This is a genomic window from Halobacterium hubeiense, assembly GCF_001488575.1.
GTDB lineage: Archaea > Halobacteriota > Halobacteria > Halobacteriales > Halobacteriaceae > Halobacterium > Halobacterium hubeiense.
Genome location: NZ_LN831302.1, coordinates 2,368,558 through 2,394,806, shown reverse-complemented (window position 1 = coordinate 2,394,806; position 26,249 = coordinate 2,368,558). Strand labels below are relative to the sequence as shown.

32 protein-coding genes and 1 tRNA gene are annotated in these 26,249 nt (G+C 68.9%); 14 read left to right on the top strand and 19 right to left on the bottom strand.

The features are described 5' to 3' along the window. Window positions 1-223: 223 nt before the first annotated feature. Window positions 224-2,407, bottom strand: a complete 2,184-nt coding sequence (locus HHUB_RS12605) for an ATP-dependent DNA helicase (protein WP_059058314.1) — start codon at window positions 2,405-2,407, stop codon at window positions 224-226. A gap of 173 nt (window positions 2,408-2,580) precedes the next feature. Here HHUB_RS12605 and HHUB_RS17125 point away from each other — a divergent pair, with 173 nt between their 5' ends. Next, on the top strand, window positions 2,581-2,733 hold the full coding sequence (locus tag HHUB_RS17125; protein WP_169793416.1) for a hypothetical protein: 153 nt from the start codon (window positions 2,581-2,583) through the stop codon (window positions 2,731-2,733). An 82-nt stretch (window positions 2,734-2,815) separates the two neighbouring features. Here the strand turns inward: HHUB_RS17125 and dpsA are convergent, their stop codons facing one another. Both dpsA and HHUB_RS12595 read right to left on the bottom strand, forming a co-directional pair. Then, window positions 2,816-3,355: a DNA starvation/stationary phase protection protein DpsA gene (gene dpsA, locus HHUB_RS12600; protein WP_059057952.1), complete on the bottom strand. Its 540-nt coding sequence runs from the start codon at window positions 3,353-3,355 to the stop codon at window positions 2,816-2,818. Window positions 3,356-3,451: 96 nt separating this feature from the next. Further along, window positions 3,452-4,399: a cation diffusion facilitator family transporter gene (locus tag HHUB_RS12595; protein ID WP_059057951.1), complete on the bottom strand. Its 948-nt coding sequence runs from the start codon at window positions 4,397-4,399 to the stop codon at window positions 3,452-3,454. Window positions 4,400-4,456: 57 nt separating this feature from the next. Between HHUB_RS12595 and HHUB_RS12590 the strand changes: the two genes are divergently transcribed. Together HHUB_RS12590 and HHUB_RS12585 are read left to right on the top strand one after the other, a co-directional pair. Next, window positions 4,457-4,843 (top strand): hypothetical protein, encoded by a 387-nt coding sequence (locus HHUB_RS12590; RefSeq protein WP_059057950.1) that lies wholly within the window; start codon window positions 4,457-4,459, stop codon window positions 4,841-4,843. 37 nt (window positions 4,844-4,880) lie between these two features. Then, window positions 4,881-5,393: a metallophosphoesterase gene (locus tag HHUB_RS12585; RefSeq protein WP_059057949.1), complete on the top strand. Its 513-nt coding sequence runs from the start codon at window positions 4,881-4,883 to the stop codon at window positions 5,391-5,393. A gap of 95 nt (window positions 5,394-5,488) precedes the next feature. On the opposite strand, the gene HHUB_RS12580 is transcribed toward HHUB_RS12585, so the two are convergent. Then, on the bottom strand, window positions 5,489-6,118 hold the full coding sequence (locus HHUB_RS12580; RefSeq protein ID WP_059057948.1) for an ArsR/SmtB family transcription factor: 630 nt from the start codon (window positions 6,116-6,118) through the stop codon (window positions 5,489-5,491). Between the two features lie 146 nt (window positions 6,119-6,264). Here HHUB_RS12580 and HHUB_RS17120 point away from each other — a divergent pair, with 146 nt between their 5' ends. Next, window positions 6,265-6,402, top strand: coding sequence for a DUF7859 family protein (locus tag HHUB_RS17120; RefSeq protein WP_169793415.1), 138 nt, complete (start codon window positions 6,265-6,267; stop codon window positions 6,400-6,402). Here the strand turns inward: HHUB_RS17120 and HHUB_RS12575 are convergent. Next, window positions 6,399-7,415 carry a threonine aldolase family protein gene (locus tag HHUB_RS12575; protein ID WP_059057947.1) on the bottom strand — a complete coding sequence of 339 codons (1,017 nt, stop codon included), beginning with the start codon at window positions 7,413-7,415 and terminating at the stop codon, window positions 6,399-6,401. The two genes, HHUB_RS17120 and HHUB_RS12575, sit on opposite strands and share 4 nt — an antisense overlap. Window positions 7,416-7,509: 94 nt before the next feature. Here HHUB_RS12575 and HHUB_RS12570 point away from each other — a divergent pair, with 94 nt between their 5' ends. After that, complete coding sequence (locus HHUB_RS12570) at window positions 7,510-8,619, top strand: aminopeptidase (protein WP_059057946.1); 1,110 nt, start codon at window positions 7,510-7,512, stop codon at window positions 8,617-8,619. Between the two features lie 344 nt (window positions 8,620-8,963). After that, window positions 8,964-9,113, top strand: a complete 150-nt coding sequence (locus tag HHUB_RS16685; RefSeq protein WP_157534004.1) for a hypothetical protein — start codon at window positions 8,964-8,966, stop codon at window positions 9,111-9,113. Between the two features lie 325 nt (window positions 9,114-9,438). Here HHUB_RS16685 and HHUB_RS12565 read toward each other — a convergent pair. After that, window positions 9,439-9,513: transfer RNA gene (locus HHUB_RS12565), tRNA-Arg, on the bottom strand. Window positions 9,514-9,605: 92 nt separating this feature from the next. Between HHUB_RS12565 and HHUB_RS12560 the strand changes: the two genes are divergently transcribed. Beyond that, on the top strand, window positions 9,606-10,190 hold the full coding sequence (locus HHUB_RS12560) for an AAA family ATPase (protein WP_059057945.1): 585 nt from the start codon (window positions 9,606-9,608) through the stop codon (window positions 10,188-10,190). Next, window positions 10,187-10,618, top strand: coding sequence for an RNA-binding domain-containing protein (locus HHUB_RS12555; RefSeq protein ID WP_059057944.1), 432 nt, complete (start codon window positions 10,187-10,189; stop codon window positions 10,616-10,618). The genes HHUB_RS12560 and HHUB_RS12555 overlap by 4 nt, the downstream gene beginning before the upstream one ends. 1 nt (window position 10,619) lies before the next feature. On the opposite strand, the gene HHUB_RS12550 is transcribed toward HHUB_RS12555, so the two are convergent. Genes HHUB_RS12550 through HHUB_RS12540 form a run of 3 tightly spaced genes read right to left on the bottom strand, consistent with a single transcriptional unit; the run spans window position 10,620 to window position 12,755 of the window. Beyond that, entirely contained in the window at window positions 10,620-11,573 is a 954-nt protein-coding gene (locus tag HHUB_RS12550) for a hypothetical protein (protein WP_059057943.1), read from the bottom strand. 45 nt (window positions 11,574-11,618) lie between these two features. Further along, the gene (locus tag HHUB_RS12545; protein ID WP_059057942.1) at window positions 11,619-12,176 is read right to left on the bottom strand and encodes a magnesium transporter; all 558 of its coding nucleotides are present in this window, start codon (window positions 12,174-12,176) and stop codon (window positions 11,619-11,621) included. Beyond that, window positions 12,177-12,755, bottom strand: coding sequence for a magnesium transporter (locus tag HHUB_RS12540; RefSeq protein ID WP_059057941.1), 579 nt, complete (start codon window positions 12,753-12,755; stop codon window positions 12,177-12,179). Window positions 12,756-12,834: 79 nt separating this feature from the next. Here HHUB_RS12540 and HHUB_RS12535 point away from each other — a divergent pair, with 79 nt between their 5' ends. After that, window positions 12,835-13,410, top strand: a complete 576-nt coding sequence (locus HHUB_RS12535; RefSeq protein WP_059057940.1) for an NUDIX domain-containing protein — start codon at window positions 12,835-12,837, stop codon at window positions 13,408-13,410. Here the strand turns inward: HHUB_RS12535 and HHUB_RS12530 are convergent. After that, window positions 13,402-14,325 (bottom strand): hypothetical protein, encoded by a 924-nt coding sequence (locus tag HHUB_RS12530; RefSeq protein ID WP_059057939.1) that lies wholly within the window; start codon window positions 14,323-14,325, stop codon window positions 13,402-13,404. The genes HHUB_RS12535 and HHUB_RS12530 overlap by 9 nt on opposite strands. Before the next feature lie 48 nt (window positions 14,326-14,373). Further along, complete coding sequence (locus HHUB_RS12525; protein ID WP_059057938.1) at window positions 14,374-15,762, bottom strand: signal recognition particle protein Srp54; 1,389 nt, start codon at window positions 15,760-15,762, stop codon at window positions 14,374-14,376. A 180-nt stretch (window positions 15,763-15,942) separates the two neighbouring features. Between HHUB_RS12525 and HHUB_RS12520 the strand changes: the two genes are divergently transcribed. Further along, window positions 15,943-16,371 carry an MPN domain-containing protein gene (locus tag HHUB_RS12520; protein WP_059057937.1) on the top strand — a complete coding sequence of 143 codons (429 nt, stop codon included), beginning with the start codon at window positions 15,943-15,945 and terminating at the stop codon, window positions 16,369-16,371. Here the strand turns inward: HHUB_RS12520 and HHUB_RS12515 are convergent. The 7 genes from HHUB_RS12515 to thpR all read right to left on the bottom strand — a co-directional run bounded on the left by HHUB_RS12515 (window position 16,368) and on the right by thpR (window position 21,431). After that, window positions 16,368-18,011 (bottom strand): aldehyde ferredoxin oxidoreductase family protein, encoded by a 1,644-nt coding sequence (locus tag HHUB_RS12515; RefSeq protein WP_059057936.1) that lies wholly within the window; start codon window positions 18,009-18,011, stop codon window positions 16,368-16,370. The genes HHUB_RS12520 and HHUB_RS12515 overlap by 4 nt on opposite strands. Window positions 18,012-18,053: 42 nt before the next feature. Further along, a complete protein-coding gene (gene ftsY, locus HHUB_RS12510; protein WP_059057935.1) occupies window positions 18,054-19,145 on the bottom strand; it encodes a signal recognition particle-docking protein FtsY in 1,092 nt (363 codons plus the stop codon). A 4-nt stretch (window positions 19,146-19,149) separates the two neighbouring features. Beyond that, complete coding sequence (gene pfdA, locus HHUB_RS12505; protein ID WP_059057934.1) at window positions 19,150-19,608, bottom strand: prefoldin subunit alpha; 459 nt, start codon at window positions 19,606-19,608, stop codon at window positions 19,150-19,152. 136 nt (window positions 19,609-19,744) lie between these two features. Then, complete coding sequence (locus HHUB_RS12500) at window positions 19,745-20,410, bottom strand: translation initiation factor IF-6 (protein ID WP_059057933.1); 666 nt, start codon at window positions 20,408-20,410, stop codon at window positions 19,745-19,747. 4 nt (window positions 20,411-20,414) lie between these two features. Beyond that, window positions 20,415-20,693, bottom strand: a complete 279-nt coding sequence (locus tag HHUB_RS12495) for a 50S ribosomal protein L31e (RefSeq protein WP_059057932.1) — start codon at window positions 20,691-20,693, stop codon at window positions 20,415-20,417. Then, window positions 20,693-20,845 (bottom strand): 50S ribosomal protein L39e, encoded by a 153-nt coding sequence (locus HHUB_RS12490; protein ID WP_059057931.1) that lies wholly within the window; start codon window positions 20,843-20,845, stop codon window positions 20,693-20,695. The genes HHUB_RS12495 and HHUB_RS12490 overlap by 1 nt, the downstream gene beginning before the upstream one ends. Window positions 20,846-20,909: 64 nt before the next feature. Beyond that, window positions 20,910-21,431, bottom strand: coding sequence for an RNA 2',3'-cyclic phosphodiesterase (gene thpR / locus HHUB_RS12485; RefSeq protein ID WP_059057930.1), 522 nt, complete (start codon window positions 21,429-21,431; stop codon window positions 20,910-20,912). Window positions 21,432-21,485: 54 nt separating this feature from the next. On the opposite strand from thpR, the gene HHUB_RS12480 reads away from it, so the two are divergent. The 4 genes from HHUB_RS12480 to sufU all read left to right on the top strand — a co-directional run bounded on the left by HHUB_RS12480 (window position 21,486) and on the right by sufU (window position 24,579). Continuing rightward, entirely contained in the window at window positions 21,486-22,250 is a 765-nt protein-coding gene (locus HHUB_RS12480) for a tetratricopeptide repeat protein (protein ID WP_059057929.1), read from the top strand. Then, the gene (locus HHUB_RS12475; RefSeq protein ID WP_059057928.1) at window positions 22,250-22,540 is read left to right on the top strand and encodes a DUF424 domain-containing protein; all 291 of its coding nucleotides are present in this window, start codon (window positions 22,250-22,252) and stop codon (window positions 22,538-22,540) included. Before HHUB_RS12480 ends, HHUB_RS12475 begins: the two co-directional genes overlap by 1 nt. A gap of 82 nt (window positions 22,541-22,622) precedes the next feature. Next, window positions 22,623-23,867, top strand: coding sequence for an aminotransferase class V-fold PLP-dependent enzyme (locus HHUB_RS12470; protein WP_059057927.1), 1,245 nt, complete (start codon window positions 22,623-22,625; stop codon window positions 23,865-23,867). Between the two features lie 292 nt (window positions 23,868-24,159). Continuing rightward, complete coding sequence (gene sufU / locus HHUB_RS12465; protein WP_059057926.1) at window positions 24,160-24,579, top strand: Fe-S cluster assembly sulfur transfer protein SufU; 420 nt, start codon at window positions 24,160-24,162, stop codon at window positions 24,577-24,579. Window positions 24,580-24,898: 319 nt separating this feature from the next. Here the strand turns inward: sufU and HHUB_RS12460 are convergent, their stop codons facing one another. Beyond that, entirely contained in the window at window positions 24,899-26,182 is a 1,284-nt protein-coding gene (locus HHUB_RS12460) for an adenosylhomocysteinase (protein WP_059057925.1), read from the bottom strand. Window positions 26,183-26,249: the final 67 nt, after the last annotated feature.

The following is a 26,249-nucleotide window of genomic DNA, read 5'->3' as shown; positions in this document are numbered from 1 at the left end:
GCCTTCGTCTACAGCCTCGCCCCTTTCAATCCGCCCATTACCGGCTGACCAACCGGCTACGGGCGGACTGAAAGGGGCGGCGCGCTCGCGTTTACCTGTTCGCTCGCGCCGCAAGCACCGCAGGCCGGAGGCCGAGGAGCGCAGCAAGCGAGCGAACGCGAGCGTGCCGGGGCTTTCGAGGTGTCGTCGAAGGAGCTGGAGACGCTAGCCGCTGACACGAGACCTACGGACGAGGGGGCTGACCGTCGTAGGCGTCGAGGTCCGTGTAGAAGTTCAGCATCGACACGCGGAGCTTCTCGGGGTCGATGTCCACGAGTTCGCGGCGCTCCTCGGCGGGGAACGCGGGGTTGACGCTGTACTTGCGCATCGCGGTGCGGCTCTCCTTGGTGTAGCGGCGGTCCACGAGCATCCGCACGCCGAAGTCGTCGGGGGAGCGGATGACGCGGCCCATCGCCTGCCTCGTCTTGCGGACGGTGGGAATCTCGACGGCGTAGCGCCAGCCGGCGTCCTCGTTGCGGCGGTCGTCGCGGTCGCCGAACACGCGCCCGTAGGCGTCCTGGACGGCTTCGGCGCGCGCGTCCAAGTGGGGGTAGGGGACGCCGACGACCGCGACGGTGCGGGCGTCGTCGCCGTCGAAGCTCACGCCCTCCGCGAGCGTCCCCCACAGCGACGTGAACAGGACGCCGTTGCGGTCGTCCGTGAACGTCTGCCGGAGCTCCTCGGCGCTCGTGCCCGGCTGGTCGAGGTAGCGCGCGGCGTCCACGTCCCCCAGTAAGTCGTGGTAGCGCTCGGCTTCCGCGTAGCTCGGGAAGAAAAACAGGCAGTTCCCGGGCGTGAAGTTCACGGCGTCCCGGAGCGCGCCCGCGACTTCCTCCTGAGTGTCGGGGTCGTCGCGGTTCGAGGAGAACAGCGGCTCCGTGTCCACCGCGAACGTGCGCCGGCGCTCCTCGGGGAACTGGAGGCCGAACGCCATCGTCTCCGGGTCCTCCAGGCCGAGCACGTCCGCGGTGACGTCGAACGGCCGCAGCGTCGCGCTCATCAGGACGCTGGCGTGCACGGCGTCGAAGAGGTCCGTCGTCACGTCCCGCGGGATGCACGTGTACAGTTCCGCGCGGCCGTAGACGTCGTTCGTCCCCTCGTCGCGGCGCACCGCCGCAGTCGGGTACTGGCCGAGTTCGCCGCTGTCCTCGACGTACGACTCCACGAACTCCGCGGCCTCCAGCACGAAGCACTCCCGGCGCGTGGTCGTCTCGCCGTTCCGGTAGGCCTCGTCGTACTCCTCGTCGAGGTACTCGCCGAGCGCGAGCGCGTCGTCGACGTCCTCCCGGATGCCGGGGCCGGTGTACTGCTGGAGGAACTCGAGTGTGAGGTCGTCGCGCTTGTCCTCGTTCGCCACCGGGACGTCCGTCCAGTTCCCGTCCACTTCCGAGCGCGCGAGCGCGGGACCGTCGCCGCCCGGCCCGAACGCGCCCTCGTAGGTCTCCACGAGCGCGTCCCGGAACGCCGACAGCACGCGCTCTGCGGCCGCGCCGCGGTCGTCCGTGACTTCCTCCAGTTCGGAGAGCGCGCTGTCGAGGGTGTTCTCGGTGAGCGTCCGCGTGGCGTGGTCGCGCGCGGCGTCCTCGACGTTGTGCGCCTCGTCGAACACCACCACCACGTCCTCGGGGTCGCGGCCCAGCCAGCGGAAGAACTGCGCGCGAATCCCCGGGTCCAGCAGGTGGTGGTAGTTGCAGACCGCGAGGTCCACGCCCTCGATGCCGTCCTTCAGGAGTTCGTACCCGCAGAGGCCCGCCTCCTCGGCGTACTCGTAGATGTCCTCGGGCGTGCGGACGCCGTCGTAGAGCCACTCGTAGAAGTCGTCGTTGTCCCCGACGAGGTTCTCGTAGTAGCGCTCGCAGACGTTCCCCTCCTGGAGGTCTTCGAGTTCGTCCTCCACGGACTCCAGTTCGTCTAATACCGCCTCGCGCGCCTCGGCGGCCTCGCTGTCGCCGTCCTGGCTCTCCTCCAACAGGGCCTGCTGGCGCTCCTCCAACTGCTGTTTGTCGCGCTCGGCGTCCACCAGCTCGTGGGTGTTGTCGCGGAGGACCTGACACTCCTCGTAGTCGACGTCGATGTGGCACATCGACCCCTTCCCCTTGAAGACGACCGCGCGCAGCGGCTCGGCGTCGTGAATTTCGCGGGCCTCGCGCACGAACTGGCGCATCTGCTGGTGGACGTTCGTCGTGATGACGACCGTCTTGTTGGTCTCGCGGGCGTGCGACAGCGCCGGCGCGAGCGCGGCGAGCGTCTTCCCGGTCCCGCAGGCCCCCTCGAACAGGACGTCGCGGCCGCTGTCGAGGGCGTCGCGGATGCCGTCCATCGCCTCCCGCTGGTTGTCGTACGGCGACGCCTTCGGGAAGAACTCCATGTAGTCCGGGGAGTTGCTCGCGGCCACGTTGGGGTCCGATTCGGCTCGATGCCGTATAAACGTCCGGCTCCCAGCGGAAGTAGTCGCGGGGGTAGCGGCCGTGGGGCGGCCACCCCGGACGAGTTTAGGCACACCAAAACGTATATTCGTGGGTGGGTCCCTACGGGGTAGTGATGGCAGTCACGCAGGACCGCGAGGACGAGACGCCGGCCGCCGGCGAGGGCGTCGCGGCGTTCCAGTCCTCGCCGACCCGAACGGTGTTCACCGAGTCGGACAACCCCGACGGCTGGATCTCTACTGACGAGACCGTCCCCGTCGAACGATAGCCGCCCCTTCTCCCCGCGCGCTGCCGCTACGCGCCGCTAGCGACCGATAGCGCGCAGAAAAACGAAACTCTCGTCGGCGGGGTTACTCGTTGACGACGAGCGTGTCGTCCTCGAGGTAGTGTTCGACGTGGTGGGCGTCCTCCTCGACCTGCACGAGGTTCTCGCGGACGATTTCCGCGCTGGCGTGGTCGCCGAGGTTCTGCGCGAGGTCGACGTGCTCGCGCAGCGTCTCGATGATGTCGCCGTACATCTCGAGGTCGTTCTGCAGGGACGTCCGGATGTCGTAGACGTCCTCGTCCTCGGGCTCGACCGGCGACTCCTCCTGGAGGGTCGCGGGGCTGGCGTGCGGGACGCCGCCCAGCGCCTGCACGCGCTCGGCGAGCTCGTCGGCGAACTCTTCGGCGTGCGCGGCGGCGTCGCCGAGGAACAGGTGGAGGTCGCGGAACTCCGCGCCCTCGACGTTCCAGTGGTGCTTGCGGAGCTGGTGGTAGAGGACGTACGTCGCCGCGAGGTCGGCGTTCAGCGCATCGATTACCTGTTCGGCCTTCTCCTCGTCGATGCGAAGACCTTCCGAGCCTTCGACGTCGCCGGCGTGCTTCAGCACGTGCTTCTGGGTGCTCATTACACTCCACTATTCGCCCCCATCGCACTTAAAGGTTTACCAACTGAGGAAATATATTTTGCAGACGAGAAAACAGAGTTCCCGAATCCCGTGCGACTATCGTTCGGTCTCGGGTTCGACGTACACCTTCGAGATTGCCGGATTGGCCTCCCGGAGCGCGTCTTCGAGGCTCGTTATCGCGTCGTCTATCTCCTCGGTGTCCAGCGCGGGGTCGAACGCCACGTCCGCCGTCACCAGCACCTCGTTCGGCCCGAAGTACACCGTCCGGAAGCCCGCGATGGACTCCACTTCCGGGCGCTCCTCGACGACGCGACGCAGGTCGTTCTCGTCGGCCGCCGGGAGGCTCTCACCGAGCAGCAGGCGCTTGTTCTCCCACGCCAGCGCCGCCGCGAACCCCATCAACAGCAGCCCGATGAGCAGCGCCGCCGCCGCGTCGTAGACGTGGTTGCCGGTCTGCTCGGTGAGGAAGATGCCCACCAGCGCCAGCCCGAGGCCGAGCAACGCCACCGTGTCCTCCGTGAGTGCGGTCAGCGTCGTCGTGTCGCTGGTGCGGCGGAACGCCTCCCGGAACCCGCTCCAGCCGTGGCGCTCGATCTGCCGCTGCATCTCCTTGTACGCCTTCGCGAACGCGTACGTCTCGAAGCCGATGGCGCCGAGCAGCACCGCGTAGCTCGCCCACACGCCCGGGAACTCGTAGCCGAGCAGTTCGGCCTGCCGGCCGAGCACGCGCCCGTGCCCCGTGAGCGCCTCGTAGCCGTGGGAGGCGGACTCCCAGCCAGCGATGCCGAACAGCATCACGCTCACGAGGAACGAGTAGAAGAACTGCGCCTTCCCGTACCCGAACGGGTGCGAGCGCGTCGCCTCCCGCGCGCCGTACCGGATGCCGATGAGCAGAAACACCTGATTCCCGGTGTCGGAGACGGAGTGGTACACCTCCGAGAGCATCGCCGGGCTCCCGGTCACGAGGAACGCGAGGAACTTCAACACCGCAATCGCGCCGTTCGCGAACAGCGCCGCGAGCACGACGGACTTGCTACCGGCCATTTCCTCGTGATTCAGCCCGCCGACACATAGGTATTCGCCCGGCCCCAAGACCCGGGCGTGACAGAGTACCAACCGGGCGCGTGCAACATCGGTCACGCGGAGCGACGCAGACGCTACCTGACCGGCGTTGCGGGGTTCGCCGCCGCCGCGCTGCTCGTCGCCGCCGTCGCAACCGTCCACGCCGACCGCGCGTGGCTGCTCGCCGCCGTCGCGCCGCTGTTCGTCGGCTTCCTCGGCGTCCTGCAGGCGCGAGCGCGGTTCTGCGTCGGCTTCGCGATGGCGGGCGTCTTCGACGTCAGCGCTTCTGGGGACCGGCGCCAGCCGGCGCCGGAAGCCGGCCAGCGCGCCGACCGCAAGCGCGCCATCGTCCTCTCCGTGAAGGCGCTCGCCGCGGCGACCGTCGGCGCGCTCGCGCTCTACCTCGCTGCCGGCGCGCTCGCGTAACCAAACAGTCACGGCCGCGCGGCCGCTACGACCGAGCATGATAGCCGTTCTGTCCGACACGCACAGCACGGACGGGCACGACTTGCAGGGGCGAGCACTCGACGCCGTGCGGGACGCGGAGCTCGTGATACACGCTGGCGACTTCACCACGGAGACGGCGCTCGACGCGTTCTACGACGCCGCCGACCAGCTGTTCGCGGTCCACGGCAACGCCGACCAGCCCGCGGTCCGCGACCGGCTCCCCGAAGCGCGGACGCTGGAAGCGGGCGGCCTCCGCGTCGCGGTCACGCACCGCCAGCGCGGCGGCACCACTGGCTTGGCGATGTTCGGGCGGGAGAGCGGTGCGGACCTCGTGGTGTCGGGACACACCCACCAGCCGACGGTGACCGAGACAGAAGACGTGACGTTGCTGAATCCCGGGAGTCACGCCGACCCGCGCGGCAACCCCGCGGCGCACGCCGAGTTGCACCCCGACAACGGGGGCGTGCGCGGCGAGATTCGGGACCGCGACGGGAGCGTCCTCCGGGAGTTCCGCGTGGAGGGGCAGTAGCGTCAGCGGGGCAGGCCGGGGGAGCCTGTACCACGTCGTACGCTCGGTGGTATCAAATAGCCGATGCAGACTCAAAACGCGATTTTACCATCGGGCTATCGCGCGTAGTACGCGACGCCGACGAGCGCGAGCACGAGGAGGCCGCCGAGGAAGAACACCGCGCCCGGCGGGAGCGACGCGGCGGCGCCGGCGGCCGCCGCCGCGGGCTGGTCGGTCTCGGCGACGAGCGCCGACATCTCGCCGGCGGTCTCGGCGCCGCCGCTCCCCGCGGTTCCGGGCGCCTGCAGTCCGGAGCCGACGAACTGCTGGACGAGCAGGCTCGCGACGCCCAGCACGCCGACCGCGCCGAGCAGGTTCGCGAGCGCCGACCGCACGGACTTGCTCTCCTCCTCGTCGCCCGCGAACAACACCACGGGCGCGTCGGCGGGCGCGTACACGCTCATCTCGCGGCCCTTCGCGGAGTAGCGCGTGTCGCACTCCTCGACGAGGTCGGCGTCCTCCAGCTTCCCGAGGTGGTACTGGGCGTTCTGGAGCGAGGTCTCGCATTCCTCGGCGAGCTCCGAGGGGGTCGCCGGCGCGTCGTGGAGCGCGCCGTAGAGGTCGCGGGCGGTCCCCGAGGAGAGCGCCGACAGGAGTCGGTCGGCGTCCTCGGAGTCGACGCCGACCACGCGGGGCTCGCCCTCGGGGTCGTCGGCCTCCGAGCGGGAGGGCAGCAGGCCGGACATACCCCCGCTTCGAGTCGCAGGCCAATCAGTTTTTCCTGACACGACGGCCGCCCGCCGCGTCCGTGGGTCTCAGTCGTTGGCTCCACTCCCCTCCGACCCACGCTCGTGGGGGAAACGACTAATGCCCGCGGGTCGAACGCGGAGGTATGGTGGAACTCGGTCCCGCGTTCTACGTCCTCGCCGCCGCGTTCCTGTTGTTCGTGTTCTTCCTGTTCATGTTCCTCCGGCGCACGCTCACCGGCTTCAAGGAGGGCTTCGAGAGCGGGAAGCGCGGCGACGGCTAGAGCGCGCGCTCGACGGCGTCGATGGCGGCCGCGACGTCCTCGTCGTCCACGTCGAGGTGCGTGCAGAACCGAATCGTGTGCTCGCCGAACTCCGAGCCGCGGACGCCCTCCTGCTCGCAACGCTCCAGCAGCGCCGCCGCAGTCTCGCCCGTCTCGGTCGTGTCCACGAGCACGATGTTCGTGTCCGGCTCCGCGACCGAGAGCCCGTCGAGGTCGTCGAGCCCGGCTGCGAGTTCCTTCGCGCGTTCGTGGTCGACGTGGAGCCGGTCGCGGTTCGCCAGCGCTTCCAGCCCGGGCGCCGCGATGATGCCGGCCTGCCGCATCCCGCCGCCCATGAGCTTGCGGACGCGGCGCGCCTCCTCGACGAACTCCTCGCTGCCCGCGAGCATCGACCCGACGGGCGCGCCCAGCCCCTTCGAGAGGCAGAACATCACGGAGTCCACGGGCGCCAGTAGCTCGGCGGCGTCGGCGTCGAGCGCGGTCACGGCGTTGAACAGGCGCGCGCCGTCCACGTGGACCGGCACGCCGAGGTCGTGAGCGGCCTCGGCCGCCGCCGCGACGTCGTCGGCCGGCACCGGGACGCCGCCCTTCACGTTGTGCGTGTTCTCTAGGCAGAGCAGTCCCGTGCCCGCGCGGTGGAGGTCCTCCGCGACGAAGCCGTCGCGGACTTGCTCGGGGGTCGGCGCGCCGTTCGCGCCGCCGTCGTACGTCCGCACCTGCAGGTTCGAGTGCTGGGCGAACCCGCCCAGCTCGTACTTGTAGACGTGGCTCTCGGCCTCGACGAGCGCCTCCTGCCCGCGGTCGGTGTGGACGCGGGCGGCAATCTGGTTGCCCATCGTCCCCGTCGGCACGTACATCGCGGCCTCCTTGCCGACCGCCTCGGCCGCGCGCCGCTCCAGTTCGTTGACCGTCGGGTCCTCGCCGTAGACGTCGTCCCCGACCTCGGCGTCGGCCGCGGCCGCCCGCATCTCCTCGCTCGGCGTCGTCACCGTGTCGCTTCGCAGGTCTATCACGTGCGTCCGTCCGCACTGCAACGGCAAAAGTCAGGCGTCACGCCACCGCTTCGATTCGAAAAGTCCTTCCGGTCGTTCGCGCGAAACGTGGCGTATGGACGACCGCATCCACCGTCACGCCGAAATCATCGTCGACCGCGCCATCGACCTCCAGCCCGAGGAGAACGTCGTGGTGAGCCTGCCGCCGGTCGCCGAGGACCTCGCCGTCGCCCTCTACGAGGAGATCGGGAAGGTCGGCGCCAACCCCGTGATGCTCGCGCGCGGCGACCGCGGCATCGGCACGGACCGCGCCGCCCGCGCGTACCTCCGCGAGGTCGACCCCGACGACCTCACCGAGCCCGAACACCTCCTGTCGCTGTTCGAGCACGCCGATGCCGCCGTCGTCGGCCGCCCCCACGAGAACGTCAGCGAGCAGAGCGACGTCAGCACGGAGGTCGGCTCCGCGTTCGCCGCCGCCTACCGCGACGTGCTGAACGCCCGCCTCGACACGAAGTGGTGTCTCACGCACTACCCCGCGCCCGCCGACGCCCAGCTCGCGGAGATGTCCACGGAAGCCTACGAGGACTTCGTCTACGACGCGATGCTCAAAGACTGGGACGAGGTCGAGGCCCACCAGGAGCAGATGGTCGAGATTCTCGACCCCGCCGAGGAGGTCCGCATCGTCTCCGGCGACACGACCGACGTGACGATGAGCGTGAAGGACATGGTGACGCTCAACGACTGCGGGACGAACAACCTCCCCGCAGGCGAGGTGTTCACCGCACCCGTCCCCGACTCCGTCGAGGGCGAAGTCCTCTTCGACAAGCCGGTCTACCACCAGGCCCGCGAGATTCAGGGCGCGTGGCTGAAGTTCGAGGACGGCGAGGTCGTGGACTTCAGCGCCGACCAGAACGAGGACGTCCTCGAAGGCATCCTCGAAACGGACGACGGCGCGCGCCGGCTCGGGGAGCTGGGAATCGGGATGAACCGGGACATCGACCGGTTCACGTACAACATGCTGTTCGACGAGAAGATGGGCGACACCGTCCACATGGCGCTCGGTCGCGCGTACCCCGCGACGGTCGGCGACGGCGTCGAACAGAACGACTCCGCGAAGCACGTCGACATGATCGTGGACATGAGCGAAGACTCGTACATCGAGGTCGACGGGGAAATCGTCCAGCGCAACGGGACGTTCAAATTCGAAGACGGGTTCGAAGAGTAGCGCGGGGCCGAACGTCGTGAGGGCCCGCGGGAAAGACGAGCGGCGAACGGAGTGAGCCGCGAGGATGCGGTTCTGTAGTCGGGCGAGGCGCGTAGTGCAGTCGTCCACCCGGCTACTCTGCTGTTTTTTAGCGTCCTGTCGAACGCAGTGAGGCAGGGCTCGCTCTCTCGGCATAGATTCTTGCGGCGCGAGGAAAACGAGATGCCACAAAGCGTATGGCGCGTTCGTGTCGTCGCCGGTTCGACGGAACGCCCGCTACCGCCGTCTAATAGCAGTTTCCGCGGCTGACGTGTTATCATTTACCAACCCTCGTTTTAAGACAGTGGCGTGTGTATACGTGGCACGTGCCAAAGCTCGACTGCCCTGACTGTGGTCGCGGCATCGCGATGCACGAACTCGAAACGCGAACTGTCGCCCAGACCACGGGATTCGAGACGAGCTACCGCTGCCCGTTCTGCCGCGCCGACTTCGAGGAAGTCGCTCAGTTGATGTGAGTCCTCGACGGTGCGTTCGGCGAACCGCGCGGCCGGCTGGCGGGCCGCCGCGCGTGCCGCTGCCGAGCCGCGGGCACGACCACTCCGATTCTCGCGATAGCGGCCGCTAGTCGCTCGTTACGTTGCTCTTCGGTGCAGAGCATACGCGCGGCGAAGCCGTGCGTTTCACTGCGCGAACGAGCGAAGCGAGTGAGCGCAGGACGTTTTTAGCGTGCTTCCGAGCGGAGCGAGGAAGGGGTCGGGAGAGCAAAGCTCTCCCGGCGTAGCTTTTTGCGACGAGCGGTGCGCGAGCGAAGCGAGCGCACCTGAGGAGTAAAAAGGTACGCGGGCACGGAGGGATTCGAACCCCCGGCATTTCGGTTAGAAGCCGAACGCTCTGTCCGAACTGAGCTACGTGCCCTGCCGGGAGGTACAGGCGACGCGAGTAAAAACCGACGGGTTCCCGGCGTGGAGTCGAAGCACACAGGTACGGGCGGCTGCTACGTCGGTGTAATGAGAGTCATCGGTACCGTGGGGATGCCGGGCAGCGGCAAGAGCGAGGCCGCTGCCGTTGCCGAGGAGCTCGGCGTGCCCGTCGTCATCATGGGCGACGTCATCCGGCAGGAGTGCCGGGACCGCGGCCTCGACCCGGCAGAGCACCACGGCCGCATCGCACAGGCGCTCCGCGAGGAGAACGGCCCGGGCGCCATCGCCGAGCGCTCGCTTCCGATTATCCGCGACCACCTCGAAGACAGCGACGTGGTGCTCGTTGACGGCATCCGGTCGGGCGTGGAGGTCGAGCAGTTCCGCGAGGCGTTCGACGGCGCGTTCACGCTCGTGGAAGTGTACGCGCCCTACGACCTGCGCCGCGAGCGCATCGAGGGGCGCGGCCGCCCCGGCGACGTCGAGGGCGAGACCCTCGCGGAGCGCGAGGAGCGCGAGCGCGGGTTCGGGATGGACGAGGCCATCGAGGCCGCTGACGTCCGCGTGGAGAACGCGGGCAGCCTCGAGGAGTTCCACGAGCGCGTCACCGAACTCCTCACCGAGGAAGTCGGAGACCCGCCGGCGGACGCGGAAGCGGAGGTGGGGGAGTCGTGAGCGACGACGAGGGCGTCCTCTACAGCGTGGACGTGGAACTGTCCGCGCCCGTCAAGCCGACGGAGGTCACGGACCGCGTCGTCGAGACGATTACCGGACTGTTCCCGGCCGCGGAGGTCGAGACGCACGGAGACAGCGTCACCGCGGAGTGCCACGACGTCGAGCAGTTCCGCGAACAGCTGTTCGAGCAGCGCATCCTCGACACGGCTCGGAAGGAGTTCCTCCGCAACAGCACCGAGGCGGGGTTCAGTTTCGACCTGAAGAAGCAGGCGGCGTACGTCGGGAAGGTGAACTTCTCGGTCGGGAGCCCGGACGAACTCGGCGACCTCCACGTCGAGGTCACGGTGAACGAGCCCGACGTGGAATCCTTCATCGCGTACCTCGCCCCCCAGACCGAGGACGGCGAACCCGTCGAAATCGACGAGTAGCCTACGCGAGCAGGACGGCGATTGCGACCGCGATGAAGACGACTTTCGTGGCGACGTTGACGGCGATGACTTTCGACCCGAAGCGCGCCCCCCAGATGCCGTACTGGAACGGAATCGAGCGCTTGAACGTCGAGACGGCGAACGAGACGACGCCGCCGACGAGCATCGTCGCGACGGCCTCGCGGGCGGTGAACGTGCCCGGCACCTGTGGCGCGATGAAGATTGCGCCGGTCGTCGTGTCCACGGCGAACGTCGCGATGGCGGGCACGCTCGCGGACGGCAACCCGATTAGCTCGGTGAGCGGCGCCGCGGCGGCCGTGTACTCCGTGACGTCGTAGGCTGTCGTGAGGTAGACGACGGCCGTGTAGACGACTGCGAGCCGCGGGACGATGCTGAACAGTTTTCTCCTTGTCTTCGCGAGCGCGTCCCGCACGGCCTCGCTGCGGGTCTGGTCGCCGTCGCCGGGGAGGTCTACGTCCGCGCCGGTGGCGGGCGCGACGTTGCGCTCCGTGAGGAACAGCGCGCCGGCGAGCACGCCGACGAGCGTGATGGCGAGGCTGACGCCCGCCCGCGCGCCGACGTACGTCAGCCCGACCTCCAGCCCGAGAATCGGAATCAGGACGGGCGCGTAGAACGTGAAGATGTGCTGGACGAACCCGAAGAACGTGTTGATGGTCACCGCAATCAGGGTGGCGCGGTCGTCGAGCACGCCGGCGTCCCGGTACTCCTTGAGCATCCCGTAGCCGGCAGTCGGGGACGCGGTGGTCGCGAGGATTGCCGTGCCGACCTCGTCCGGGAGGTTCGCGGGACCGGTCAGGGGCTTCGCGAACCGGGCGACGTACTCCACGGCGCCGAACGCGACCGCGAGGTTCGCCAGCGTCAGCCCCACCGCGATGGCCAGCGAGACCGCCGCGACGCGCGGGAGGACGTCCCCGAGGAGTGCCGCGAGTTGCACGCCCGATGGTTCGCACGCAGGCGAATTACCGGTGTCGGTCTCAGGCTACACGACGGCGCCGACGACCAGCAGGAAGACGACGACGCCGAGCACGTCGCAGGTCGTCGTGACGACCGGAACGACGACGTCGTCAGGGTCCAGTTGGAGCTGGAAGGCGGCGTAGGTCGCGGTGGTCGCGATGGCGACGGCGACGACCGCGAGCAGGAGGCCCGAGGCCGCCGCGATGAAGACGACCGTCCCGAGCGCGAGCGCGGCGTCGCCGAGCGCGTAGCGGGCGAGCCACGCGCCCGCGCCGACCGCGGGAAACAGCGTGGCGGCGAGCGCGAACGTCGCGGCGGCGTTCCCGGCGAGTTCGTCGTCGGTCGGGGCGAACGCGAGCGTGCCGAGGTGGAACGCCGTCGAGAGCCGGCTGGCGAGCACGCTCCCGAGGTTGCCCGCGACGGCGATGATGCCGGGGACGAGCGTCAGCAGCGACGGGTACCGCGTGAGGACGGCGCGGCTGCCGTCCAGCACGAGCCCGCCCCAGAGTTCGACGACGGTGAGCACGGCCAAAAGCGGGAACGTCGCCGCGACGATTCCCTTGACGCTCCACTCCTCGGGCACTCACACCACCCCGGCGGCGATGGCGAGGCGCGCGCCCGCGAGCATCGTCGCGATGCCGATGACGTCGCCGGTCGTGGTGACGACCGGACCCGCCAGCGCGTCCGGGTTGAGCCCGCGGCGGAAGCCGACGAACACGGTGACGATGACGACGAGCGTGAGTCCCGCGCCCGAGAGCACGCCGGCGACGAGCGCGACGACGAGCAGCGCGGAAAGCGGCGCGACCGGGAGGTCGAGCGCGACGCGGACGCCGTAGCCGGCGGCGGCGGCGACCGCGGAGATGACGACGCCGTTGAGCATCGCCGCGGCGACCGCCGACCGCACGCGCTCGTCCGGAATCGAGAGTTCGGGTTCGACCAGCCCCTGATGGAGGCCGGTCGCGAGGCGCGCGCCCAGCGACCCGTAGACGCTCCCGCGGGTCGCCAGCAGCGCGGGGACGATGGTGAGCAGGCCGGGGACGACCGTGAGTTCGCGCTCCATCCCGCCGAGCACGACCCCGGAGAAGACGCTCGCGACCGCGGACAGCACGAGGATGCCGAACGCCTCGCGGTAGGCGTCCTCGGCGACCGCGCGAATGGGCATGGCCGAGTGCACGCGTCCGCCCGGGAAAAAACCCGCCGGCGGGCGTGGCTTTTTGCGGCGCGCGCCCGTACCGGTGGTCGTGAGCGAGGACCCCGAAACGGTCGCCGAGCGGCTCCGCGAGCGCGCGCGCCGCCTCCGCGAGCGGGCGGTCGCCGAACACGCCGACGACCCCCTGATGCTTGACCCGCAGCCCATCGACCCGCCGCCGCACGCCACCGACGACCCGTTCCCGTCGTCCGTCGAGGAACAACTCGACCGGCTGCCCGGCGTCGGCGGCCTCGTCGTTATCGACGATGGGCGCGTGCTGGGCGTCAAGCAGGGCTACCGGGACGGGTGGACGAACCCGGGCGGCGCGCAGGACCCGGGCGAGTCGCTCGCCGAGACGGCGGTCCGGGAGACCCGCGAGGAGACGAACATCGAGGCGGAGGTGACGGGCGTGCTGTACGCGCGGGACTTCGCTATCGACTACGGCGGCCCCGAGCGCGTCCACGTGCCGCTGGTCGTGTTCACGGGGCGACGCGTCGGCGGTAGCCGTGCGGCGCCGCTCGTGCGCGTCTCCTCGGGCGAACCCGAAATCGAGGACGTCCGCTGGTTCGACGCCGAGAGCCTCCCCGCGGACTTCCGGGACCGCGAGCTAATTTTGGAGCTACTGTAAGCCGTCCGTCCGCAGGAGGTAGACGAGCGCGCCCGCGCCGCCGAACACGACCGCGCCCGCGAGCCACAGCGCCCGCTTGGGCTGGTCGGTGCCGTGGCGGTCGGCGCGCGCGTCGAGGTAGACGCCGACCGGAGCGAGCGCCCACGCGTGCGCGAACACGGTCGCGCCGACGGGGAACGTGAAGTCGAACGCCGCGAGCGCCAGCCCCACCGCGAACGCGACGACCGTCCCCGCGAGGAGGTCCTGCCAGACGGTCTCGGCGTCCGCCGGCGCGTCGACGACCGCCGCCTTCCGCGCGAGGTACGCCACGGCGACGGCGACGTTCACGACGGGGACGGTGCCGCCGGCCGCCCACGGGAGCGGGCGCGGCGACCACGTCGCGTCGTGCGTCTGCCACGCGTCGTAGCCCAGCGAGCACGCGAGCGCGACGGCCGCCGCGACGAACAGCGGCGTCGCCACCCACGCGTAGGCTGCCCCGACGAGGAAGAACGCGAGCAGGCCGGCGAGCGCGCCCGCGCCGATTGCGACCTCTGCCAGCGAGTGCGTGTCCACGCTCGCCGGCGTCGCCCGCCGGTGGAGTCGCTGCGTCCCGTCCACGTCCACGCGGTACGCGCCGTCCCGCGATTCGAGGGCGACGCGCGCCCCGTCGAGCGCGCCCGGATTGCCGGACGGCTCGCCGACCGCGTCCAGCACGCGCGCCAGCCGGCTCCCGGCGTGGCCGCCGCTCGGCCACGCCTCGAAGACGCGAACCGTCTCGGGCGCGTCCTCGGGTGACTCAGCCTCGCGCTCGGCGACGAGTTCGAGCGCGTGACTGGCGTCCACGTCGAAGGGGTAGGCGTCGGGCACCTCCTCGACCGGCACGCGGGTCACTCGCTGGACGCGCGCGTGCCGTGGGGACGACTGGCGTGACGCCATTCACACCGAGGTACGCGCCCCACGGCAAAACAGTACTGGTCGCCGGCCTCAGAACATCCCGCCGAAGCCGCCGCCTCCGCCGCCACCGCCGCCCTGCTGCATCTGCTTCATCATCCGCTGCATGTCGCCGTCGCCCATCCCCTGGAACTGCTTCATCGTCTGGGACATCATCTTGTGCTGGTCGAGCAGCTCCCGGATGGTGTCCTCACTCTTCCCGGAGCCTTTCGCGATGCGCCGCACCTGCGAGGCGCCAATCGAGCGCGGGTTCTCCAGCTCCTCCTCGGTCATCGAGTCCATGATGACCTCGAAGTTCCGCATGCGCTCCTGGGTGACGTCCATCGCGTCGTCCGGGAGCTGGTCCATCAGGCCGCCGCCCATCCCCGGAATCATGTCCATCACCTGGTCGAGGGGGCCCATGTTGTCCATGGCCTCCATCTGCTTGCGCATGTCCTTGAGGGTGAACTCCCCCTTCATCAGGTCCTCGGGGTCCCAGTCCTCGTCCTCCTCTAAGCCGGTCTCCTCCATCGCGCGCTCGACGCGCTCGGTGAGCTGTTTGAGGTCGCCCATCCCGAGCAGCCGCGAGATGAAGCTGTCCGGCTCGAAGCGCTCGATGTCTTGGACGGTCTCCCCGCTCCCGAGGAACGCGATGGTCGAGCCCGTCTCGTCGACGGCGGTCAGCGCACCGCCACCTTTCGCGGTACCGTCGAGCTTCGTGATGGCGACGCCGTCGATGCCGATGGAGTCGTCGAACTCGCGGGCCTGATCTTTCGCGCCCTGGCCGATTGCGGCGTCGAGCACGAGCAGGCTGCGGTCGGGCTCGACCGCCGACTCGATGTCCTCGATTTCGTTGATGAGGTCGTCTTCGAGCGCGTGGCGGCCCGCCGTGTCCACGATGTGGACGTCCGCGTCCTCGGTGGCTTCGAGGCCGTCGCGGGCGATTTTCACGGGGTCGTCCTCGTCGGGGTCGCCGTAGAACGCCACCTCCGCGCGCTCGGTCATCTGCTTGGCCTGGTCGTAGGCGCCCGGGCGGAACGTGTCCGTCTGGATGACCGCGGGGCGCAGGCCCTTCTTCGAGAACCACCACGCCATCTTCGCCGCGGTCGTCGTCTTCCCCGAGCCCTGCAGGCCCGCCAGCAGGATGGTCTGGTTCTCCAGCGGAATCTCCGTGGACTCGCCGACGAGGTCCACGAGCTCCTCGTAGACGATGCGGAGGACGTGGTCGCGGGCGGACGTCCCGCCCGGCGGCTCCTCCTCCAGCGCGCGTTCTTCGATGGAGTCCGATAGCTCCATCACGAGGCTCACGTCGACGTCGGCTTGGAGCAGCGACCGCTGAATCTCCTTGACGATTTCGTCGACGTCCTCCTCGGAGATGCGGGACTTCCCACGGAGCTTGTCGAGTGTCCCCCGCAGGGAACTCCCGAGGTCGTCGAGTACCATTATTACCCACTGATAGGCGACGGGGGCGTAAGAGCCTTTTTCTGCGAAGCGTGCCCGACCGTAGGGAGGGCACGTTAATGCGAGCGGGGAGCGAAGCGACCCGCGAGTAGTGTGGCTGACCACAGGGAGCCCGCCGGAGCAGTCGGTACGTTCAACCGCGGCGACGCCGTACGTCTGTTCGTGCCTACGTACGCTACGAGAGCGCTCGTCTCCGTGCTCTGCGAGCTCGCGGCGGACGCCGACCCGGACAGCATTTCGGTGCGGCTCGCCGCGACGCCCGCGGGCGACCTCCGCGCGACGGACGGCGCGCTGGAACTGGACCCGGCGACGCCGGTGCTCTCGGAGTTCTACTTCCCGGACGCGGGCAGTTCGCTGTCCGGCGTCTTCGGGATGGACCTCGCGGCGCCGACCGGGCAGACGGCGGGCCGGTTCGTCTCGCACCCGGACGGCGACCCGACGGTGTCGGTGACCGACGACCTCCACGCGACTGTGCTGGTGGCGGTACCGCCGTGGGACGTCGAGGACGTGCGCGCGTACGACCGCGACGACGAACGACTCGACCTCGTGCTCGTGGACGCGGAGACGCCGGACCCCGAGACGCCGATTTAGGGGACGGCAGCGTCGGGGACCGTACCGTCGTCGTTCCAGCCGCGGCGCTCGTAGTACTCGTCGATGGCGTCCGCCAGCCCGGGGAGGTCGAACGGGAGGCGGTCGTCGCCGCGGTCGAAGCCGCGCTCGTTGTTGAAGTGCCGCTCCAGTGTGACGATGCGAGCGCCCACGTTCCGCAATTCGTCCATCGAAGCATCGAGCAGCGCCTCGTAGTGCTCGTCGGTAACGTTGCCGCCGGAGAACGTGCACGCGATGGCGGCGTCTTCGAGCGCGTGCTCGTTCTCCCGCTGGACGACCAGCGCGGGTTTCCCATCGAGCGTGTCCTCGGGGACGTCGCCGTACTCGTCGGAAAGCACGGAGGCGTAGAGGTGGTCGGCGCCGCGGTTCGCGACCGCGTACGAGAGTCCCTGGCCCTGGAGGACGCGGCCGTCGTGGCCGGGGAACCCGAGGTTCTTGACCGTCCAGTCGCGGACGCCGAACTCGTCGGCTGCCGCACTCACGCCCTCCGCGAGCACGTCGCCGACGCCCTCGCGGTACGCGATTTTCGTGACGAGGTCGTGGACGCGGTCGGCGTCACCGAACGCGTCCTCGCTGGCGAGGTACGCCGCGATGGCGTCCCCGCAGGAGATGACGTCGAGGCCGAGCGCGTCACAGAGGTCGTTGGACTTCATCACGGCGACGAGGTCGCCGACGCCGACGTTCGCGCCCAGCGAGAACGTCGTCTCGTACTCGGGGCCCTCCGTCTCGACTCCCGTCTCCTCGTCGCGGGTCGGGAGCTTGCACGCGAACGCGCAGTCCGAACACGTCGCCTTCTCGTACTTCTTCGCCTCGACGGCGTCGCCGTTCAGGTTGGCCGCGCCCTCGAAGGACTGCTCGCTGAAGTACCGCGTCGGCAGCGAGTACTCCTCGTTCAGGAGGTCGACCGTGCTCGGCGTGCCCTGCGTGCGCTTGGGGTCGTCGCTGGTCGCCGCCGCCTCGTCGATGGCCGACAGTGCGCCCTCGGGAACGTCGAGCGTGGGCTCGCTGTCGCCGTCGAAGGACACGCACTTCACGCCCTTCGCGCCGAGGACGGCGCCGAGGCCGCCGCGGCCGAACGCGCGGTGGTCGTAGGTCATCACGGACGCGAACCGCACGCCGTGCTCGCCCGCCGGGCCGACGGTCGCGAGGTGCGCCGCGCCGAGGTCGCGCTCCCCGGCCATCCGTCGCGAGACTGCGGGAACGAGCGTGTCCGCGAGTTCGGGCACGTCCTCGAACTCCACGCCGTCGTCGGTGACGTGGACGGCGACGAGGTCGTCGCTCGCGCCCCTGATTTCGACCGCGGCGTACCCCGTGCTCGCGAGGTTCCGGGAGAGGTAGCCGCCCGCGTTCGAGGAGAGTAAGCCATCGGTCAGCGGGCTGACGCCCGTGAGGTTCGTGCGGCCGGCGAAACTCGTGGTCGTCGCCTGGAGCGGTCCCACCGCGAAGAACAGTCGGTTCTCGGGGCCGAGCGGGTCGGCGTCGAACGGGATGCGCTCGTGCGCGAGCCGCGTCGCGACGCCGCGGCCGCCGACGTACTGCTCGGCGACGTCGCTGACGTCCTCGGTCCACGCCTCCCGGTCGTCGAGGTCCACGACCAGCAGCGGTCCGGGAAGATGTCGCATACCCGCGGCTGCGGGTGGCGTCCGGAAATGGCTGCTGGCAGGTCAGTCTTCGAGCAGGTCGTCGACGAGCGCCTCCGGGTCGAACTTCTGGATGTCGTCGTACCCCTGCCCGGTGCCGAGGAACAGAATCGGCTTCCCGGTGACGTGCGACACCGAGATGGCGGCGCCGCCCTGACTGTCCGCGTCCGCCATCGTCAGAATCGTGCCGTCGATGGCGGCCGCGTCGTCGAACTCGCGAGCGCGGTTGACCGCGTCCTGGCCCGCGACCGCTTCGTCGACGAACACCGTGTAATCGGGGTCGACGACGCGGTCGAGTTTCTCCAGTTGCGTCATCAGGTCGCTGGACGTGTGCAGCCGGCCGGCCGTGTCGCCGAGTACGACGTCGATGTCGTTGGCTTCGGCGTACTCCACGGCGTCGTAGACGACCGCGGTCGGGTCGCCGCCCTGCTCGTGGCTGATGAGCTTCACGCCGAGGTTGTCGGCGTGCTCCTGCAACTGCTCGTTCGCGCCGGCGCGATAGGTGTCGCCGTTCGCCAGCACGACCGAGTACCCCTGGTCTTCCAGGCGCTTCGCGAGTTTCGCGATGGTCGTCGTCTTCCCGACGCCGTTGACGCCCGTGAACACGACCGTCACCGGCTTCTCCGACTCGGCGATGGCCTCCTCGAAGTCGAAGCCGTTCACGTCGATGACCGACAACAGCGCGTCGCGGAGCGCGTCCTCCACGAGCGCGCCGGTGCTCTCCGTGAACTTGCGCTCCTCGCCGACGAGGTCGTCCCGAATCTGGTCGAGAATCTCCTCGGCGACGCTCATCTCCACGTCGCTCTCCAGCAACGCGAGCTCGAGCTCGCGCAGCGGGCCGTCGAGGTCCTCCTCGTCGATGACCACGCGCCCGCGCGCCAGCGACGACGCCTTGCTCACGAACCCGCCGCTGGAACTGTCGGACGCCTCGGTTTCCGCGTCGGATTCCGCCGACTCGTCCTCGATGTCGGCCGCTTCCGCGTCGGCCTCTGCGGCGTCTGCCTCGGCGTCGGCTTCGGCGGCCTCGTCGCTGTCGAGTTCTTCGGCGTTCTCCTCCGCGACCTCCTCGGCGTCCTCGCGGAAGTTCGAGAGTTTGTCCTTCAGCCCGTCGAACATGCCCTTACTCGCCGTCCTGCTGCTGGGCCTGCATCTGCTGTTGCATCATCTGCTGCTGGGCCTGCTGTGCCTGCTGTTCGAGGGCCTCCTGCTCCTCTTCGACTTCCGCGATTTCCGAGCGGACGTCCTCGATGCGCTCGTCGAGCGTCTCGCGCTTCTCGTCGAGCACGTCGGCCGCGTCGTCGGCGTCCTGCTCGGCCGCGTAGCCGCCGCCGAGGCTGACGACGACCTCGTCCATGTCCTGCACTTCCGCGCGGACGTACGCGTCGCCGCCGAGCGGGACCTGCACGGTCGAGCCGGTCTCGAGGACTTCGAGGGCTTCCTGCGCCTCGTCGACCTCGACCTTCTCGGCCTCGAGTTCCTCGACTTCCTCCTCGAGTTCCTCTTTCTCCTCTTCGAGGGCCTGAATTTCCTGTGAAAGCTGCTGAAGCTGCTGTTGACCGCCGCCGCCTCCAAGACTCATACCCGAAATTCGGGGAGCAAGCGGGAAGTATCTTCCTACTCGGGAACTCGGTCGCGGCGGCGAAACGCCCGCCCTCGCGGGCGACAGCGCTCGTAGCGGAGATAGAGATGTGGCGAGAACGGAGCCGATAGCGGCGTCAGTCGATGAACCCGAGCGCGTCGTCGATGCGCCCGAGTTCGGGGCCGGTGGTGTCCTCGCCGGCGACGTAGCCCTCGTCGTTGGCGACGAGCCCGGAGCCGACCAGCGGCGCGCCGTAGTTGACGGTCCCGATGTCCGCGGGGACGCCGAGGGCGTCCTCGATGGCGTCGAGTTCCTCGTCCGTGGACTTCGGGTGGCAGAGCACGCCGTCGTTCGTCGCGACGGCGGCCGTGCCGACCGTGTTCACGCCTGCGAGTCGGCCGCGGGTCACGGGCACGTCGAGGGCGTCCTCGACGGCTTTGACGGCCTCCCGGGAGAGCTCCGAGTGGACGTACGCGCCCTCGTCGTTCGCGACGACGACGTTGCCGGCGGCGTTCACGCGGCCGGGGAGTTTGCCGACGGTGACGTCGGCAGCGTCCTCGATGCGGTCGCGTTCGCGCTGCCGGATGCGGCTGCTCGCGAGCAGGCCGTTGGAGTTGCCCACGACGAGCGAGCCGACCGTCGACGAGCCGCCGACGTTCGTCGGGACGGCGGGGACGCCGAGCTCCTCGGCGAGTTCGTCGGTCAGTTCCTCGGAGATGTCCGGGCGGACGACGACGCAGTCGTTGGTCGCGCGAGCGAAGACGCCGACGTACGGGGACCCGAGGAAGGCAGCGCGTAACAAGTTCTTACTCTTCGTATTCGGCTTCGACGACGGTCTCGCCGTCCTCGACGAAGCGCGCGGCGTGCACGCGGACCTTCCGCGGCGGGTTCTTCTGACCTTCCGACCAGATGGCCTCGTTGATGGAGGGGTCCAGGCGGACCTCCTCTTCGTCGACCGCGAAGTGCTTCGCGAGGTGTTCGCGGATGATGGTCATCGCCTGTCCGGCCTGCTCGTGGTTGGGAACTTTCGTCACGTCCCGAAGCGGGACGGTGACGATGCGCTCCTCGAAGTCGCTGGCGGACATTATTCGTCGGTGTCGTTACGCCGCCAGTTGCGGCGCTTCGGGTTGCGCTGGACGTCCCGGTTCGTCTTCATCATGACCCACGCGGGCACGCGGCTGTTCTGGCGTTCGAGTTTCGCCAGTCGCTTCTTCTGCGCCTTCGATTTCTTGCCCATAGTGGTCGTCGCTACCACCGCCGTCGTTAAAACCTTGTTCTTCTGAAGCCGCCGCAACGCCGCCCTAGAGGTCCACGGCGTGGACAGTCTCGTACTCGGGGCCCTCGCAGGTGAGCGTGCTCTCCGTGAGCCGGACCTCGGCGACGCGCATCGTCCCGACCTCGGGGTGGCGGTCGCGCACGAGGTCTTGCACGAGTTCCTTGCCGCCGGCGTGGTTCATCCGCGCGAGCGTGACGTGGGGCGTGAAGTCGTGGTCCTCGGGGTCGAAGCCGTGCTCCTCGACGAACGCCGTCTCGATGGCCTCGTGCAACTGGGCGAGTTCCGCGCTGCCGTCGCCGACGCCGAGCCACACCACGGAGATGTAGTCGAGGCTCGGGAACACACCGAGGCCGCCCAGTTCCGCGTCGAACGGCTCGACGCCGCTGTCGGCGACGGCGGTTTCGAGGGCGTCGATTAGCTCGTCTTCGCGGTCGTCGGCGACGTCGCCGAGGAACTTCAGCGTGACGTGGGTCTGCCCGGGGTCCACGAAGTCCAGTCCCTCGGCGGGGAGCCGGTCGGGGAGGTCGACACTGACGAACAGCCGCATACCGGCGGTTCTCGGTGCGTTGCCCTTAACCTCCCGGCCGCGCTAGACGCGGGTATGACTGACCGAGAGGAGCCCGAGCCGCCCGAGGACCCGGTCGCGGACCACGACTTCTCCGAGGGGGAGGGCTTCGACGAGCCCTACGAGGGGTTCGACTTCGACCCGCCGGAGCTCTCCGTGGACGACCCGTCCAGCGTGGACCCCGTGGACAGCCGCGTCGTCAGCGACTCGCTGGACGAGCGCGTCGTCCAGAACGACGACGTGGACGCCGACGAACTCATCGACGTCGGCCTCAGCTACCTCGGCATCAACCGCCACGAGCAGGCCGCCGACGCCTTCGAGCGCGCCGCCCGGTTCACCGACGACGAGGACCTCGAACAGGAGGCGTGGGTGAACAAGGGCATCGCGCACGGACAGATGGAGGAGTGGGACGAGGCCGTCGGCGCGCACCGGGAAGCCATCTTCGTCGCCGAGGACGGTGACTTCGAGGCGGAAGCGCAGACGAACCTCGCGTACGCGCTCTGGCAGTTCGACGAGGACGAGGAGGCCTACTACCACGCGGAGAAGGCCGTCCGGGAGAACGACCGGCTGCCGCAGGCGTGGTACAACCTCGGCTTCATCGAGAACGAGCGCGACCGCCACGAGCAGGCCCTCGACGCGCTGAACAACGCCATCCGGCTTGGCTTCCAGCAGGCCGACGTCTACGAGGAGAAACAGCGCGCCCTCGAAGCGCTCGGCCGCGACGAGGAAGCACAGAAGGTCGCCGAGCAGGCTGAGGACATCCGGGAGGCCCAGGAGCGGGACCTCGTCGAGCGCGAGTGATGATACTCAGCGAGCGACAGACCGACCGCGGCCTCCTCGTCACGGCCTGCGACCCCGACGTCCTCGGGGAGACGTTCGCGAACGGCGACACGGAGTTCACCGTCACCGAGGAGTTTTACGGCGGCGACACCGTCGAACCGGAGGCCGTTCGCGAGTCGCTGGCGCGCGCGAACGTCGCGAACCTCGTCGGCACCGAAGTCGTCGCCCTCGCCATCGAGGAGGGCCACGTCGAGGAGGCGAACGTCCTCGACCTCGACGGCACCGTCCACGCGCAGTTCATGCGCCTCTAACTCTTGTTTTCGGGCGTCAGCGATACCGGCAGCGCTCCCGGCACCGAAGAACAGTAGTGTCCCCGCCCCCTACCCGCGTGTAATGGAAGCCACCGAGCAGGACCCCCTCGACGTCGACGCCATCCGGGCGGACTTCCCCATCCTCGACCGGGAGGTAAGCGACGGCCAGCGGCTCGTCTACCTCGACAACGCGGCGACCACGCAGACCCCCGACCGGGTCGTCGACGTCTTCTCGGACTACTACCGCGGGTACAACGCGAACGTCCACCGCGGCATCCACCAGCTCAGTCAGGAAGCCTCCATCGCGTACGAGGAGGCCCACGACCGTCTCGCGGAGTTCGTCGGTGCGGACGGCCGCGAGGAGATGATCTTCACGAAGAACACCACCGAGTCCATCAACCTCGTGGCGTACGCGTGGGGGCTCAACGAGCTCTCGGAGGGCGACGCGGTCGTGCTCTCGGAGATGGAGCACCACTCGTCGTTCGTGACGTGGCGGGAAATCGCGAAGAAGGTCGGCGCCGAAGTCCGCTACATCCGCGTGGACGAGGACGGCTACCTCGACATGGACCACGCCGCGGAGCTCATCGACGAGGACGTCGAGATGGTCTCGGTGGTCCACGCCTCGAACGTCCTCGGCACCGTCAACCCGATGCGCGAACTCGCGGACCTCGCCCACGAACAGGACGCCCTGATTCTCGGCGACGGCGCCCAGTCCGTCCCCAACCGCCCCGTGGACGTCAAGGAGCTGGACGTGGACTTCTACGTCTTCTCCGGGCACAAGATGGCCGGCCCCACGGGCATCGGCGGCCTCTACGGCAAGAAGGAGATTCTGGAGGACATGGAGCCGTTCCTCTACGGCGGCGACATGATTCGGCGCGTCACCTTCGAGGACACCACGTGGAACGACCTCCCGTGGAAGTACGAGGCCGGCACGCCGCTCATCGCGCAGGGCATCGCGCTCGCGGAAGCCGCCGACTACCTCGACGACGTCGGCATGGAGGCGATTCAGGCCCACGAGGAAGCCGTCACGGAGTACGCCTACGAGCGCCTCGACGAGTTCGACGACGTCGAAATCTACGGCCCGCCCGCGGACGACCGCGGCGCCGTCGTCGCGTTCAACGTCGACGGCATCCACGCCCACGACCTCGCCTCCATCCTCAACGACTACGGCATCGCCATCCGCGCCGGCGACCACTGCACCCAGCCGCTCCACCAGAAACTCGACATCGCGGCCTCGGTGCGCGCCTCCTTCTACCTCTACAACACCAAGGAGGAAGTCGACGCGCTCGTCGACGCGCTGGACGCCGCCCGCGACATCTTCAACTAGCGCACTTTTTGCGCTGCGGGCGGCCTGCGGCCGCCCTCGGCAAAAACTTGCGGAAAAAGCACTCCTCGCTCCCGCCGGCAGAGCTTCGCTCTGCCGAGGTCACGTTCGCTACACTCACGTGACTGCCGCGCCCTTCGGGCGCGTTAGTCGGTTGTCGGCCTGCGCTCCCTGCGGTCGCGCGGTGAACCGCTTCGTTCGGGTCCTTCGGACCGCTCACTCGCGGATACTGGCCTTTACTGGTGTGTCGTTCCGCGGAACGTTTTTACGGCGTTCTGCCCTACGAACGCCCAATATGAGCATGGGCTCGGACATGTACCGGCAGCAGATTCTCGACCACTACCGCAACCCCCGCAACCACGGCGAGCTCGGCGACGCGACGTTCTCCCACGACGGCTACAACCCCTCGTGCGGGGACGAGCTTGAGTTCGACGTGAAGCTCGAGGACGACGGGGAGACAATCGAGCGCGTCGCGTTCCGCGGCGACGGCTGCGCCATCAGTCAGGCCTCCGCGAGTATGCTCACGGAGAAGCTCCCGGGGATGACTCTGGAGGAAGTGAAGGAACTCGACACCGACGACGTCCTCGACATGCTCGGCGTGGAAGTGACGCCGATGCGCGTGAAGTGCGCGGTGCTCTCCGAGAAGGTCGTGCAGGACGGCGCGAAAATCTACGAGGGCGACGCGGACGTCGACGAGACGACCACCGAGGAGTAACGCCCGCGACTCGCCGACACGCTTAGTTCTCCCGCGAAAACGGCGCCCGCTCCCGTTCTGCTACTCGGTTATCGCTGTGAGCATCCGCGAGCCGAGCGGTCTGAAAGACCCGAGGCGAGCGGTTCACCGCGCGACCGGAGGGAGCGCGGGCCGACGACTGAGGGGAGTGAGCGAAGCGAGCGAACCGAAGGAGGAGTGCTTTTAGCGTAGCTTTTGCCGAGCCGAGCGGGACCGAAGGTCCCGCTGGCCGTGTGAACGGGCGCGTAGCGCCCGTGAGCAGACGAGGCGGCGAAGCCGCCGAGCGCAGCGCAAAAGGTACCTATGTGCCGTGCTGCCAGGAGGTCATGTACTCTTCCTGTTCTTCGCTGAGGGTGTCGAGTTCGACGCCTTCGGCGTTGAGCTTGATTTCCGCGAGCTTGCGGTCGAGGTGGTCCGGCACCTCGTGGACGCCGGCGTCGTAGTCGTCGGCGTTCTCGACGAGTTCGCGGATGGAGACGGCCTGCACGCCGAAGCTCTGGTCCATGACTTCGACGGGGTGGCCGAGGCTGACGGGGGTCGCGAGGTTGACGAGGCGGCCTTCGGCGAGCACGTTGATGCGCTTGCCGGAGGGGAGTTCGTACTCGCGGACGCCGTCCCGGACTTCCTGCTCGCTGTCGGCCATCTCGCGGAGGGCTTCGAGGTCGATTTCGATGTCGAAGTGGCCGGCGTTCGCGAGGACGACGCCGTCCTGCATCTGCTCGAAGTGGTCCTTGACGATGACGTCGCGGTTCCCCGTGGTGGTGATGAAGACGTCGCCGACCTCGGCGGCCTCGCTCATCGACATCACGTCGTAGCCCTCCATGTGGGCTTCGAGCGCGCGCCGCGGGTCGATTTCGGTGACGATGACGTTCGCGTTCTGCCCGCTGGCCTTCTTGGCGACGCCGCGGCCGCACTGCCCGTAGCCCGCGACGACGACGTCCTTGCCGGCCCACGAGAGGTTCGTGGTCATCGCGATCGAGGCCAGCGAGGACTCGCCGGTGCCGTGGACGTTGTCGAACAGGCGCTTCATCGGCGTGTCGTTGACGGCGATGACGGGGTACTCCAGTGCGTCGTCGTCGTCCATCGCGCGGAGGCGGTGGACGCCCGTCGTGGTCTCCTCGGTGCCGCCGACGATGGTGTCGATGAGCTCGGGGTGGTGCTCGTGCACGCGGAACACGAGGTCGCCGCCGTCGTCGACCGTGACCGTGGGCTCGTGGTCGAGGACGGCGTCGATGGCCTCGTAGTACTCCTCGTCGCCGACGCCGTGCTTGGCGTAGCTCGTAATCGAGGGGTGGGCGTCCAGCGCCGCGCTCACGTCGTCGTGCGTGGACAGCGGGTTGCAGCCCGTAATCGCGACTTCCGCGCCGGCGTCGGCCATCGTCTCGACGAGCGCCGCGGTCTTCGCCTCGACGTGCAGTGCCATCCCGACGGTCTCGCCCGCCAGCGGCTCGTTCTCCTGGAAGTCCGCGCGCAGCGAGGAGAGAATCGGCATGTGTTCGAACGCCCAGTCGATTTTCTTCCGGCCGGCGTCGCGAGCGGACCCGACCTCGTCGAGTCGCTCGCTGATCGGCGACGCAGTGGTCATACCGAGAGGCACGGCGACTGGCTTCAAAACCCTACCGAAGCCGCGGAGAAAGCGGGCGGGACGGCGT